The organism is Ulvibacter sp. 2305UL32-6 (assembly GCF_058148545.1).
Map to the genome: position 1 here is coordinate 652,866 of NZ_JBYVKA010000002.1, position 12,539 is coordinate 665,404.

Annotated in this window: 14 protein-coding genes; 10 read left to right on the forward strand and 4 right to left on the reverse strand. The window is 36.8% G+C overall.

The genetic code is table 11. The annotated features are described in order from the left end of the window. The first annotated feature begins 116 nt into the window (after window positions 1-116). From ACY2RU_RS08845 to ACY2RU_RS08860, 4 genes are all read left to right on the forward strand, one after another. Complete coding sequence (locus ACY2RU_RS08845; protein WP_490138080.1) at window positions 117-1,205, forward strand: efflux RND transporter periplasmic adaptor subunit; 1,089 nt, start codon at window positions 117-119, stop codon at window positions 1,203-1,205. Continuing rightward, entirely contained in the window at window positions 1,202-2,461 is a 1,260-nt protein-coding gene (locus ACY2RU_RS08850; protein WP_490138081.1) for an ABC transporter permease, read from the forward strand. Before ACY2RU_RS08845 ends, ACY2RU_RS08850 begins: the two co-directional genes overlap by 4 nt. A gap of 7 nt (window positions 2,462-2,468) precedes the next feature. Then, window positions 2,469-3,143, forward strand: a complete 675-nt coding sequence (locus ACY2RU_RS08855; RefSeq protein WP_490138082.1) for an ABC transporter ATP-binding protein — start codon at window positions 2,469-2,471, stop codon at window positions 3,141-3,143. 61 nt (window positions 3,144-3,204) lie between these two features. Further along, complete coding sequence (locus ACY2RU_RS08860; RefSeq protein ID WP_490138083.1) at window positions 3,205-3,960, forward strand: patatin-like phospholipase family protein; 756 nt, start codon at window positions 3,205-3,207, stop codon at window positions 3,958-3,960. On the opposite strand, the gene ACY2RU_RS08865 is transcribed toward ACY2RU_RS08860, so the two are convergent. From ACY2RU_RS08865 to ACY2RU_RS08880, 4 genes are all read right to left on the reverse strand, one after another. Then, window positions 3,957-4,454: a hypothetical protein gene (locus ACY2RU_RS08865; RefSeq protein WP_490138084.1), complete on the reverse strand. Its 498-nt coding sequence runs from the start codon at window positions 4,452-4,454 to the stop codon at window positions 3,957-3,959. The two genes, ACY2RU_RS08860 and ACY2RU_RS08865, sit on opposite strands and share 4 nt — an antisense overlap. A gap of 5 nt (window positions 4,455-4,459) precedes the next feature. Next, window positions 4,460-5,452: an MlaD family protein gene (locus tag ACY2RU_RS08870; RefSeq protein WP_490138085.1), complete on the reverse strand. Its 993-nt coding sequence runs from the start codon at window positions 5,450-5,452 to the stop codon at window positions 4,460-4,462. 88 nt (window positions 5,453-5,540) lie between these two features. Next, window positions 5,541-6,278, reverse strand: coding sequence for an ABC transporter ATP-binding protein (locus tag ACY2RU_RS08875; RefSeq protein WP_490138086.1), 738 nt, complete (start codon window positions 6,276-6,278; stop codon window positions 5,541-5,543). After that, a complete protein-coding gene (locus ACY2RU_RS08880; RefSeq protein ID WP_490138087.1) occupies window positions 6,275-7,057 on the reverse strand; it encodes an MlaE family ABC transporter permease in 783 nt (260 codons plus the stop codon). Before ACY2RU_RS08880 ends, ACY2RU_RS08875 begins: the two co-directional genes overlap by 4 nt. 529 nt (window positions 7,058-7,586) lie before the next feature. Between ACY2RU_RS08880 and ACY2RU_RS08885 the strand changes: the two genes are divergently transcribed. The 6 genes from ACY2RU_RS08885 to ACY2RU_RS08910 all read left to right on the forward strand — a co-directional run bounded on the left by ACY2RU_RS08885 (window position 7,587) and on the right by ACY2RU_RS08910 (window position 12,498). After that, a complete protein-coding gene (locus ACY2RU_RS08885) occupies window positions 7,587-8,576 on the forward strand; it encodes a thiamine pyrophosphate-dependent dehydrogenase E1 component subunit alpha (RefSeq protein ID WP_490138088.1) in 990 nt (329 codons plus the stop codon). Between the two features lie 37 nt (window positions 8,577-8,613). Continuing rightward, the gene (locus tag ACY2RU_RS08890) at window positions 8,614-9,639 is read left to right on the forward strand and encodes an alpha-ketoacid dehydrogenase subunit beta (protein WP_490138089.1); all 1,026 of its coding nucleotides are present in this window, start codon (window positions 8,614-8,616) and stop codon (window positions 9,637-9,639) included. Between the two features lies 1 nt (window position 9,640). Beyond that, the gene (locus tag ACY2RU_RS08895; RefSeq protein ID WP_490138090.1) at window positions 9,641-9,889 is read left to right on the forward strand and encodes a lipoyl domain-containing protein; all 249 of its coding nucleotides are present in this window, start codon (window positions 9,641-9,643) and stop codon (window positions 9,887-9,889) included. Between the two features lie 23 nt (window positions 9,890-9,912). Beyond that, entirely contained in the window at window positions 9,913-10,371 is a 459-nt protein-coding gene (locus ACY2RU_RS08900) for a hypothetical protein (protein ID WP_490138091.1), read from the forward strand. 155 nt (window positions 10,372-10,526) lie between these two features. Beyond that, window positions 10,527-11,744, forward strand: a complete 1,218-nt coding sequence (locus ACY2RU_RS08905; protein ID WP_490138092.1) for an efflux RND transporter periplasmic adaptor subunit — start codon at window positions 10,527-10,529, stop codon at window positions 11,742-11,744. A gap of 4 nt (window positions 11,745-11,748) precedes the next feature. After that, a complete protein-coding gene (locus ACY2RU_RS08910; RefSeq protein ID WP_490138093.1) occupies window positions 11,749-12,498 on the forward strand; it encodes an ABC transporter ATP-binding protein in 750 nt (249 codons plus the stop codon). The last annotated feature ends 41 nt before the right edge of the window (window positions 12,499-12,539 follow it).

Genomic DNA, 12,539 nt, shown 5'->3' on the forward strand with positions numbered 1-12,539 from the left:
ACAGTTGACACTATAATTACCATGATAATTATCATGTTGCGACGAACCTAAACGAACTGACAATTATCATTTCGATTGTAATGCATTTGTTCCAATTTTGGGAAAAAGTGTACTAAATGCAAAAATTATTATGGATCGTCACGATAGCAATTGTTTTCAATGCCTGCAATAAAAAAGAAACTACAGTAAAACCAGTCGTTGGAACCATCACTAAATCTGTCTATGTTTCCGTTACCGTCCAACCCGATAGTTTGTATGAAGTATTTGCCAGCGTAAACGGTATTTTGGAAAGTAATTTGGTCTCTGAAGGTACTCTGGTACAAAAGGGCACTCCTTTATTTCAGATCACAAACAGCAATCCTAAGTTAAATTCAGAAAATGCAAGACTTGCCTATGATCTAGCCCAAAAGAACTACAGCGGCAATAACGCGGCACTACTCGCCATTGAAAATGAGATCAAAGCTGCACGACTTAACTTGCAAAACGACAGTATCAATTACTACAGACAGAAAAATCTTTGGGAACAACAAATAGGCTCTAAAGCACAACTAGATGCAAAGCAACTTGCATTTGAACTTAGCACAAATACGGTTGCTACACTTCAATCAAAATATGAACGCACCAAAAATGAACTACAAACCCAGCTAAACCAAGCCGCCAATACTTATAAAAATTCGGTCATTACTACGCAGGATTACACGATAAGCAGTAAAATGAACGGCAAAGTTTATGCACTCTTCAAAAATCCAGGGGAGGTTGTAAACCCTCAGCAACCACTCGGACTCGTGGGAAGTAAAGACAAATTTCTCTTAGAAATGCTGGTCGATGAAGTCGATATTGTGGCTATTTCTAAAGAACAGAAAGTAGTTGTTGCACTCGATGCCTATCCAGATCAAATTTTTATAGCACATGTCACAAAAATTTATCCAAACAAAGATGAACGCAACCAGACTTTTAAAGTTGAGGCCATTTTTTCTGATGCACCCAATACACTCTATCCAGGTCTGTCTGGTGAAGGGAATATCATTGTGGAAATAAAGGAAGACGTTCTTATTATTCCTCGCGATTATCTCTTCGGAAATAATAAGGTTAAAACTGCCTCTGGGGTCGTAGAAGTAACTACAGGCCTGCAAACACAAGATCAAATAGAAATAGTTTCTGGGATAACGGCCGAAACCATATTGCTAAAACCCGATGCTTTATGAACAGTCGTTTACTTCTAGGGATTGCAAAAACTCATCTACTAACCAAATTAAAACAAACGGCCATTGCGGCCTTAGGAGTCACTTTCGGGATTGGTTCTTATATTACCTTGGTTAGCTTTATGACAGGCCTCAATGAAATGCTCGACAGCCTTATTCTAAATCAAACGCCTCATATACATATCTATAATGAAATAGAACCATCACAAAAACAGCCAATTGCTAAGTATTTAAACTTTAAAGATGCAATAAACATAGTACAATCTGTTAAGCCAAAACAAACCGAGAAAAAAATACACAATGCACTCCCGCTCATCAATAAACTAAATACAAACGAAAAGGTTAGAGGGGCACTTCCGCAGCTAAACAGCCAATTATTTTATATTTCAGGACCTATAGAATTGGCAGGTAATTTAAAGGGCATCGACGTACTAAAGGAAGTAGCCTTATTTAATTTTGGAGACTATATTATAGAAGGAACAGCTCAGGATTTACACAATAACAGCTCAGGAATCTTTCTTGGGTCTGGTGTTGCCGAAAAAATGTCGCTACATGTTGGAGATCGCATTCAAATAAGTACTATTGATAATGGAATTTTCCCTTTAAAAATCGTTGGGATCTATCAGAGCGGGATTGCCGATCTAGACAATGTTCAGAGTTATGCAAATCTTAGTACTGTTCAGCGAATCTTAGGTGTGACCAACAATTATATCACAGATATCAATGTAAAATTGCACGACATAGAAGATGCACCCGAATTAGCCAAGACCATTGCATCTCAATATCAACTGAAAGCAGTTGATATTGCAACGGCCAACGCACAATTTGAAACGGGCACAACTATAAGAAACCTCATAACTTATGCAGTCTCAATTACCTTACTAATTGTAGCTGGCTTCGGAATTTACAATATTCTAAATATGCTTATTTATGAAAAAATGAACGATATCGCCATCCTAAAGGCCATTGGATTTTCTGGGAAAGATGTGCAATTTATATTTTTGAGTCAGGCGATGATTATCGGACTGGTGGGCGGAATTCTCGGCCTTGGTTTAGGCTATTTACTTTCAGCAATGATTGACCGTGTACCTTTTGAAACCGACGCATTACCAACTATTTCAACCTATCCGGTTAATTTTAACGGTTGGTATTATATTATCGGGATCTCCTTTGCAATGATCTCTACATTTCTTGCAGGGTATCTTCCCTCACTCAAGGCTAAAAAAATAGATCCAGTAGAAATAATTAGAGGTCAATAAATAAAAAATGGTAGTACTAGAAGCAAAAAATATTAATAAGCATTTTAAGAAGCCTGTAGATTTTCATGTGCTAAAAGATATCAACTTTACTATTGATGATGGTGAGTTTGTCTCTATCATGGGAAAATCTGGCTGCGGAAAGTCTACGCTCCTCTATATTCTTTCTACAATGGATACTAATTATGACGGCGACCTCCTTATTCAAGGAGAAAAAATCACGGGTAAAGGTAGTGATGAGCTTTCCCACATACGAAATAAACATATCGGTTTTGTTTTTCAGTTTCACTATTTGCTTTCAGAATTTAGTGTATTAGAAAATGTAATGCTTCCTGCAAAAAAACTAGGCGAAAAATCATTGCCTCAAATAGAAAAAGATGCTATAGAAAAACTTAAGATCTTAAATATTGAACATCTGGCACACAAAAAGGCATCTCAAATTTCTGGGGGTGAAAAGCAACGAGTTGCGATTGCCCGCGCGCTTATCAATAACCCATCTATCATTATGGGCGATGAACCTACAGGAAATTTAGATAGTCACAATGCTGAAAATGTTTTTTCAATTTTTAAAAAATTGAGTGACGAACACGGTCTGTCATTACTTATTGTAACACATGATCTTGATTTTGCAGAGAAGACTGATCGGATTATTGAAATGCTCGATGGTTATATTATTAATCCATAGTTGCTATATGAGGCTGAAATTCTTATGTTAACTTTGCATCAGATCGACAGATAATTTTACAATGAAAACAGGTTTAGTTTTATCAGGTGGTGGTGCTCGCGGAGTGGCCCATATTGGCGTCCTAAAAGCACTGGAAGAAAATAAAATTGAAATAACACACTTGTCTGGCACTAGTGCCGGCGCAATTGTAGGCGCCCTCTTTGCAGCAGGTCATACATGGCAGACCATCTTCGATTTTTTTAAAAAGGTTCCCATCTTTCATTATACACGATATGCCCGAAATAAACCAGGCTTTATAGATACCAGTAAATTCTACAAAGATTTTTTTCCGTTTTTTACATTAGACGATTTTGAAATTCTAGAAAAAGAACTTTTTATCTCCGCCACCAATCTGATTGAAGGGAAGGAACGAATTTTTCATAAAGGAGAGCTTATAAAACCTATTCTAGCGTCGGCTGCCTTCCCAGGAATATTTACCCCCGTAATTATTGATAAGATCCCATATGTTGATGGCGGCGTTTTAAACAACTTTCTTGTGGAGCCCCTAAAGAGTCAATGCGATACGATTATTGGAGTGTATGTAAATCCGCTTCAAGATATGTCTGTTGGTCAGCTCAAACATTCATATCAAGTGGCAAACAGGGCTTACAATATAAGTTTTGACAGTCAGTGTGCCTCCAAATTCAAAGAAGTCGATCTTTTAATCGCTCCCAAAAAACTTGAACAATACGGGATGTTCAATCTAAAAAACATAGATGCCATTTTCGAAATTGGTTATGAGGCCGCAATGGAAAGTCTAAAAAATTTCAAATTTTAAGAAGGGCTATAGCCTACTTTCGTTCTTTTATTTGGCACCTCCCACTGAATCATTTCCTTTAGAAAATCATCTACTTTGTCAATGATCACTTTCTCGGTAATTTCTGAAGGATTCATGATCCCAAACTCTATCATATTATTTTCGGTAGACGTTGCTTCTATTTCAGGATATAGCACAAAAATGTAAACGTCTCCACTATAAGTTTGCGAAAAAACCAAGGCACCTCCTGGTATAAACTGAAAGGTGGGAATTCGGTTGGTGCAATCCATCAACTCTTCGGGAAATGATTCAAAACTAATATTAATAGCCTCACTGTTATAGATCCAATTAAGTTCCTGCACTTTCCAGCCGATCTTGTATTTGGAAGCAACGGCTTTTAGTGTTTTTAACAGCAAGGGTTTGGTGCTCTCTTTCCATTTTGTCTTTTTAGTGACTACGGTTTCAATGGAAGTTTTATAATCTAATATCCGTTCTTCTAAGTGTTCTACTTTCATGCGTTCTAATCTTTAATTGATTTAGCATTTTTTTTGGCTTCTCGCTCCTGCTTTCTAAAATAAGCTCGGAAGAGGAAGTTATGCTTTAAAGCTTCCATATTTTCATTTAATTTGGTCGAAGCCGCTTTTATCTCTTGCATCGTTGAATCGATCGTTTTGGGCAACCTCGTGTCTTTTGTAAGATAATTGAAGGTGCTTTCCGCAGAATTCATGTCGGAAACTAAAATTTCAAGTTGCTGTGTGGTTTCCGTGATAGATTCACTTGAAAGCTCCAAGTTTGACACCAAACTTTCAATTTTATTTCCAACAACTGTGTCATTCAATAAAACCCCGGCAGCACTATCTTTCATGTCAATTTGTGAAAATTTGTAGTTCAGCGTAGATACCAATCGATTGGCACCTTCTGTGGTCTGTTTTAAATTCGATAGTGTTAACTGTATGTCTTTAGAAAGTAATGAATCTGTGATCAAAGTACCCAACGCACCTTCTCCATTTAAAATTTTATTGGTGATCTTTAATAAATCGGCTGTAAGTAATGCAGCATTCTCATTGGTTACATTGAGTGTTGATAGCATATCATCTGCACCAATTTTGCTGTAGGTTGGTATGGTATCCCCAGAAGTGATGGCTAGTAAATTTTCTTTCCCTGGCAAAATATTAACTACCATACTACCTACTAGTCCATCAGAACCTATAGTGGCAATGGCATCTTTTCTAATAAATGCTCCCGTTTTTTCTTCAACCATCATTTGTACCACAATCGTCGCTTCATCAATCATTTCTATCTTTCCTACGGTTCCTATATTGATGCCTGAATAGCGAACGTTATTGCCTAATTGTAAACCATTGACATTTTGAAAAACCGCATATACCTTTATGTTTTTACTAAAAATATGTTGCCTATTTCCGATAAAATACAATGCGGCAACTAGGACAAGGGTGCCTAGAACAACAAACAATCCGACGCGGGTTTTATGAGTAGCTGATTTTTTATTCATAATAAGATCTTTGTTAAACGAGAAAATTGATCGCCCCTGTCATTCTTCTCATTTTGTCTATACATTGAAAATGGGCTTTTCATATAAATCAATTTTTAAAAAAGGCTTTAATTTTTGGGTCTTCGGAAGTGGAAAGCTCCTGAAATGTTCCTTCGGCATAATTAATCCCATCAACAAGCAAAATCATCCTGTTACTAATCACTCGTGCACAGTCAACATCATGCGTTATGATCAAGGATGATGTTTTATACGTTTTCTGAATGCTTCGCATTAGTTGAATGATCTCTTTTGAAGTAATTGGGTCTAGCCCTGTGGTGGGCTCGTCATACAAGATGATCTTTGGTTTTAAGATCAACGCTCTCGCCAGCGCTACCCGTCTTTGCATTCCTCCAGAAAGTTCGGCTGGCATAAGATCTATTGCATCTAATAAACCAACATTTTTAAGGGCTTCCACCACCAATTCTTCAGTTGTTTGAGAACCACTGATCTTTTCGCGATTTCTTCGCAAAGGAAATTCAAGGTTTTCTCTTACGGTCATTGAATCGTATAGGGCGCTTCCTTGAAAGAGAAACCCAATTTCGGTGCGCAATACATCCAATTCTTTTTGGCCCAAAGAGGTAATGTCTAAATCTCGGATCCTGATCGATCCGCTATCTGCGGCCATTAAACCAACCAAACACTTTATCATAACCGATTTGCCAGAACCAGATTTCCCCATGATCACCAAGTTCTCCCCTTCGTACAGTTGTAAACTAAAACCATTCAAAACGTGGTTATCACCAAAGCTTTTGTGTAAATTTTTTATTTCTAAAACAGGTTGCTTCATATATCAAAGAATATATCAGTTAGAAATACAGCTATAAAATCGATAACAAAGAGCAGCATAGATGTATATACTACCGCAGCGTTAGAAGCTTCCCCTACTCCTACCGTTCCTTTAGAGCAGTTATAACCTTTATAACAACCTATTAAACCAATGGCGAAACCGAAAAAGAACGATTTAATTGTTGCAGGAACCACGTCACTAAATTTTAATGCATCAAACACTTTATTAAAGTACAATACATAAGAAACCTCCCCTTTTAAATTTTCAATGATCGCAGAACCCAAAAGGGCTATTGCGTCACCCATGATAATAAGTAATGGGAGCATGAGCGTCGTTGCTAAAATGCGGGTTACAACCAAATATTTAAACGGATTGGTTCCTGAAACTTCCATGGCATCAATTTGTTCGGTCACTTTCATACTACCTAGCTCTGCACCAATCCCCGACCCGATCCTACCTGCACAAATAAGGGCAATGATAACAGGTCCAATTTCACGAACTATAGATATACTCACCATGGAAGGCATCCAAGATGCGGCTCCAAATTCAAGCAAGGTGGGTCTTGATTGCAACGTAAATACTAAGCCAAGAATAAATCCCGTGACGCCTACCAATAGAAATGAGCGATTTCCCATATAGTAGCATTGCCGAATGAACTCTCTCCATTCAAAAGGCTTTGTAAATACTTCCTTAAAGAATCGGATAGCGAAATATGTAATATCGCCCACCTCTTCAAAAAAGCGTTTTGCTTTAAATACTATTGTATTTGTCTCGTTCAATATTTATGAATTAGTTCGAGTAAAAATAGCTCGCATGCAAAGAAGGAGAAATGATATCGGTCAGTTGTGTAAACTGATTTATATCATGTTTAAAACATTGCTTATGATGTATTTTTATGTCATAGTATTTCTTAGGAAAAAGAAGGGCTACTTTAAAAATAGCTGAACAGACTTTTGACTAGAGAAATTCAGAAAAATCATAAAACTGATACTCTGGATATAATACTAGCTAACCTAATTCCCAAGACCAGAAGCAGAATATAATTTCAAAGCTGATCTTGGGATTTTTTTGGCCGATAGATTCAAATAGATAGCTCTTGTTTTCAAGAAAACAAACGTTCCACTATTTCTTGCGAGTGCATTGGGTTATTGTCCATTTATGACCACTATTTACTGCTATTTAATATACCACAAGTAGTTTCTATGATGAACGCTAACAACATAAATATCAAATAATAAAGATAAAATGACCTAGGTCATTTGGCACAATAAGTCCCTTATCTACATTTATAATCTAAAATTTCCTATTATGAATAAGATAAATATTAATGACCTTCTTTGGATGTATCGTGCTATGAAAAAGTCAAGATATTATGAAGAAAGGATCGAAAAGGCTTACTTAGAAGGTAAACAACCAATATTTAACATTGGAGCGGGCCCTATCCCGGGAGAAATGCATCTATCTAACGGACAGGAACCATCTGCTGCGGGCATGATCGTTCATCTAACAAATAATGATACGGTTTCAGCTACGCATCGTCCGCACCACCAAGCCATAGCCAAAGGTGTAGATCTAAAGAAAATGACCGCAGAAATTTATGGCAAGAAAACAGGTCTTGGAAAAGGAAAAGGCGGGCATATGCACTTATTTGATCCCAATGTGAAATTTTCCTGTGGTGGTATTGTTGGAGCTGGGATTCCTCACGCTGTAGGAGCTGCTTTAGCAAATAAGAAAAAAGGGACCAGTGATATAGCTGTTGCTTTTATAGGTGAAGGTGCGGCCAATTCGGGAGCTTTTCACGAGTCTATGAACTTGGCAGCACTATGGAACTTGCCTTTCATATTAGTGGTGGAAGATAATTCTTGGGGGATCTCTGTTTCTCAAAAAGCTTCAACCAGTGTATCATCTAACGACTTAAGGGCTCGAGGATATGGCATAAAAGGCTATTTGGTAAAAGATAATGATCCTCTTGAGATGTACAGAGTAAGTAAAGAAGCTGTTGAAAGAGCAAGAAAGGGTGAAGGACCCTCTATTATAGAAATTAAAACCTATCGCTACCTCGGTCATTTTCAGGGAGATCCTGAATTATATCGCAATAAAGAAGAAGCTCCAAGTTTAAGAGCAAAGGATCCTATTGAACGGTTAAAGGAATATATACTAAAAGACAATTTGTCAACTACAGAAGATATTGATGCTCTTGAAAATGAAATTTATACAGAAGTAGATGGCGCTTTTGAATTTGCGATTAAAAGCAGCTATCCAAAACCAGAAGAAGCCTTAGAGAATGTGTTTTATTAACCGTGTAATGGCAGGTAAAAATTTAAAATAGTATAAGATGGAAACAACAAAAGAAAAAATAAAAAAACTCACCGGAAGCAAAGCCATGATTCAGGCTTTAGAACAAGAAATGGAAAGAGATGGCAGCATCTTTATAATGGGTGAAGATGTAGGGAAATATGGAGGAATCTTTGGCTCAACCACAGGACTGTACGATAAATTTGGAGGAGAAAGAATTATGGATACCCCTATTTCTGAAACAGGATTTATAGGAGCTTCGGTTGGTGCAGCAGCAGCAGGATTGCGCCCCATTGTAGAGTTAATGTTTGTTGATTTTCATGGGGTAGTAATGGATCAAATTTACAATCACATTGCTAAAATACCGTATATGAGTGGTGGCAATGTAAAATTGCCAATTGTCATCTTAACAGCAGTTGGTGGCGGTTATAGTGATGCAGCGCAGCATTCTCAAACCTTATATGCCAGTTTCGGACATCTGCCTGGTTTAAAAGTAGTAGCACCTACTTTCCCTCAAGATATAAAAGGAATGTTGATTTCAGCAATTCGCGATGACAATCCAGTTATTTTTATGTTTCATAAAACCCTACAAGGTCTTGGATGGATGGATCAGTTGGATGCTTCTTTAGGACCTGTGCCGGAAGAAGCTTACACAATACCTTTAGATAAAGCGAATGTCGTTAGAAAAGGTAGTGATGTCACCATCGTTGGAGTGCAAATGATGACGGTGAAGGCGCTAGAAGCAGCTAATGAATTAGCTGGCCTAGGAATTGAGGCTGAGGTAATCGACCTACGTTCTATAAAACCGATTGATAAGAAAACCATTTTAAAATCGGTTGAGAAAACGGGACGCTTGTTGGTAGTCGATGAAGATTATTATTCCTACGGAATTACCGCCGAAATAAGTGCAATAGTTGCTTCGGAAGGGTTTCATTACTTAAAAGCTCCCATAGTAAGATTAGCTATCCCAGATGTTCCAATTCCGTATAGCCGCGTGATGGAACATTACGTGATCCCAGATGCCAAAGACATCGTAGCCGCAGTAACAAACATGAAAATAGTTTAATATGTCAAAGCTGAAAGAAATAGTTCTTCCTGAAGAATTAGGAGAAGGAACCGAAAGTTCTATAGTACTCTGGTATAAAGAACCCGGGGATTCTTTTGAAGAAGGAGAAACACTCGTCGAAGTACAGACTGAAAAAGTAGCCTATGAAGTAGCAGCACCTTTTTCAGGAACACTTAAAGAAATAAAAGTAAAAAGAGGTGAATCGGCAACGGTTGGGCAGGTTATTGCCATGGCTGAACCAAACTCATAACAACGTAATAAATAAATCTAAATATGAACGAATTCAGAAATAGGCCAAAAGATGATTACATTCTAGAAGCCGATTGGTCAAAACTATATGTTCTAACAGAACATTGGAAGTCAGATCTCTTATTCTATAAAGATGATCTAACATTTCTACATCATCTAATCGACAAATATTTTCTATATCTCTCAAAGAGAGAGAATATTGATAGGGTGCAGGAAATTGAAGTAAACTTGCTTAAAGTGGATAAACAATGTGCTTCATTATTGGAAAAAACAACAAAACATTTAATGCATCTTGCAGAGCTGATGGATAATCCGTTTGCTTACGATTCACATAAATTTAGAGAGGAACATGCCAATCTAGAAGATGGACTCGCTCAATTTGTAAAAGACTTCAGAAAAAACAGAAAGGAAGTTTTTACTATTACAGAACACATAATTGATGGAGAAGAATTAGTGCGCCAGCTTAACCTTCTTTCTAAATAACCTATTCAAATTCACTTTTACCCATCGCATTTATTGTAACAGCATATGTTGCATTAAGTGCGATTTTTTTTTTGGCAACTAATTCCAAACACTGACCTATATCATAAGAATAATCCACGCAACTACATAGATTTGCCATTACAAAGTTGAATACAATGAAAAAGTACAGATGGTTAATACTACTAGTTATAGCAATTGCGGCAATAGGCTATTTTTATGTTATGCCAAAATTAGAGTCCAAAAAACTTGATTATACCTTCACCTCATTACAAAAAGGAAATATTGAAGCAGATGTTTCAAGTACAGGTACAGTTGAAGCTATAAATACTGTAGAGATAGGAACCCAAATTTCAGGGACTATCAAAAAAATAAATGTGGATTATAATGACAAAGTAACTGCAGGACAAATTTTAGCAGAAATGGATCTAAAGCTACTAAGTACCAATCTTACTAGTGCACAAGCAAATTTGGGAGTAAGTGAGGCACAACTTGCGCAAGCCAAAGATGAATATGAGCGAAATAAAACGCTTTTTGAAAAAGGTGTAATTGCAACGAAAGAATTCAACACCTCTAAATTTACTTACAACCAAGCTTTAAGTGCAAAGAAAGCGTCTGCCGCCTCCGTAAATAATATTTTGGTTAATATGGGATATGCACATATTACTTCTCCTATTAATGGTACCGTCATTGAACGTAGCGTAGAAGAAGGGCAAACCGTAGCGGCCTCTTTTTCTACGCCTACCCTATTTGTAATTGCTGAAGATCTTTCTAAAATGCAAATTCTGGCAGATATGGACGAAAGTGATATAGGCTATATCAAGAACGGAATGCAAGTTCGCTTTACAGTTCAGACATATCCCGAAAATGAATTTCATGGTACTGTTAGTCAAATTAGACTACAACCTATCGAGATTAACAATGTGGTCAATTATCAAGTCGTTGTTGATGTTGATAACAAAAATGGCTTGTTGTTACCCGGAATGACGGCTAACTTAGAATTTATCACAAATTCGGCCAAAAATGTATTATTGATTAATAATTCAGCATTGCGATTTAGACCTAATGAAACTATGCTTGAAGAAATCAAACCCGTTCTCCAAGAAAAGGCAAAAACTATACTTCCAGATTCGTTGCAAACTCAATTTAATGCGACAATTAATAATGAAGAATTATATACTCCTACAAGTTTCAAAAACAATTTACCCTCCAATATTGACGGTTTCTTTTATGAAAACGAACAAGGAAAATTAGACTTTATGTTTATTGAAGTTGGAATTAAAACAGGTTTACAATCTGAAATCAAACGATTTATGGACGGGACAGCTTTATTTGAAAATAGTAAAGTAATCAATGGAATCAAATCGAAAAAATGATCATATGCCTGCAAAAAAAGTAATAGAAACAAAAAAATTAAGTCGGATATTCAAAAACGGCGAGATTGAAGTTCGGGCACTTACTGATGTCGATATGATTATTGAACAAGGCGAATTTGTAGCAATCATGGGAGCATCGGGCTCCGGAAAATCAACACTATTGCATATTATTGGATGCTTAGACCGAGCAACTTCAGGTGAATACAACTTAGACGGCGTTCGAGTAAATTCACTTAACAAAAATCAATTGGCTGATGTTCGAAATCAAAAAATTGGTTTCATATTTCAGAGCTATAATCTATTATCTAGAACAACAGCCTTAGAAAATGTAGAATTGCCTCTCATTTATGATAGAACCGGGCAGTTTTCAAATTCAAAAGAAATTGCCAAAAAGGCATTAGAACAAGTTGGTCTAGCAGATCGTATTTATCATAAAACCAATGAACTATCTGGTGGACAGCAACAACGAGTTGCCATTGCCAGGGCATTAGTGAATAATCCAGCCCTTATTTTGGCCGATGAGCCTACTGGAAATTTAGATAGTAAAGCCAGCATCGATATCGCCAACCTTTTTGTACAGTTGAACAATAAAGGAAAGACAATTGTAATGATCACTCATGAACCCGAGATTGCACAGTTTGCGAAACGTATGATCTATTTAAGAGACGGACGAATAATTTCTGATAAGATTATAGAAAATAGAAGCACTAAAGAATTCGCTCTAAAAGAATTGGAAAAACCTGTAACACCATAAAAATATACTAATGAGAAGGTTTTTTAAAATATTTAAAGTTG

What these genes read in the sequence shown, in the direction of transcription:
- ACY2RU_RS08890 (WP_490138089.1), top strand. Translation starts at nt 8,614, where the DNA reads ATGGAAACAACAAAAGAAAAAATAAAAAAACTCACCGGAAGCAAAGCC.
- ACY2RU_RS08865 (WP_490138084.1), bottom strand. Translation starts at nt 4,454, where the DNA reads ATGAAAGTAGAACACTTAGAAGAACGGATATTAGATTATAAAACTTCC.
- ACY2RU_RS08895 (WP_490138090.1), top strand. Translation starts at nt 9,641, where the DNA reads ATGTCAAAGCTGAAAGAAATAGTTCTTCCTGAAGAATTAGGAGAAGGA.
- ACY2RU_RS08855 (WP_490138082.1), top strand. Translation starts at nt 2,469, where the DNA reads ATGGTAGTACTAGAAGCAAAAAATATTAATAAGCATTTTAAGAAGCCT.
- ACY2RU_RS08910 (WP_490138093.1), top strand. Translation starts at nt 11,749, where the DNA reads ATGCCTGCAAAAAAAGTAATAGAAACAAAAAAATTAAGTCGGATATTC.
- ACY2RU_RS08850 (WP_490138081.1), top strand. Translation starts at nt 1,202, where the DNA reads ATGAACAGTCGTTTACTTCTAGGGATTGCAAAAACTCATCTACTAACC.
- ACY2RU_RS08845 (WP_490138080.1), top strand. Translation starts at nt 117, where the DNA reads ATGCAAAAATTATTATGGATCGTCACGATAGCAATTGTTTTCAATGCC.
- ACY2RU_RS08885 (WP_490138088.1), top strand. Translation starts at nt 7,587, where the DNA reads ATGAATAAGATAAATATTAATGACCTTCTTTGGATGTATCGTGCTATG.
- ACY2RU_RS08870 (WP_490138085.1), bottom strand. Translation starts at nt 5,452, where the DNA reads ATGAATAAAAAATCAGCTACTCATAAAACCCGCGTCGGATTGTTTGTT.
- ACY2RU_RS08905 (WP_490138092.1), top strand. Translation starts at nt 10,527, where the DNA reads ATGAAAAAGTACAGATGGTTAATACTACTAGTTATAGCAATTGCGGCA.
- ACY2RU_RS08900 (WP_490138091.1), top strand. Translation starts at nt 9,913, where the DNA reads ATGAACGAATTCAGAAATAGGCCAAAAGATGATTACATTCTAGAAGCC.
- ACY2RU_RS08875 (WP_490138086.1), bottom strand. Translation starts at nt 6,278, where the DNA reads ATGAAGCAACCTGTTTTAGAAATAAAAAATTTACACAAAAGCTTTGGT.
- ACY2RU_RS08860 (WP_490138083.1), top strand. Translation starts at nt 3,205, where the DNA reads ATGAAAACAGGTTTAGTTTTATCAGGTGGTGGTGCTCGCGGAGTGGCC.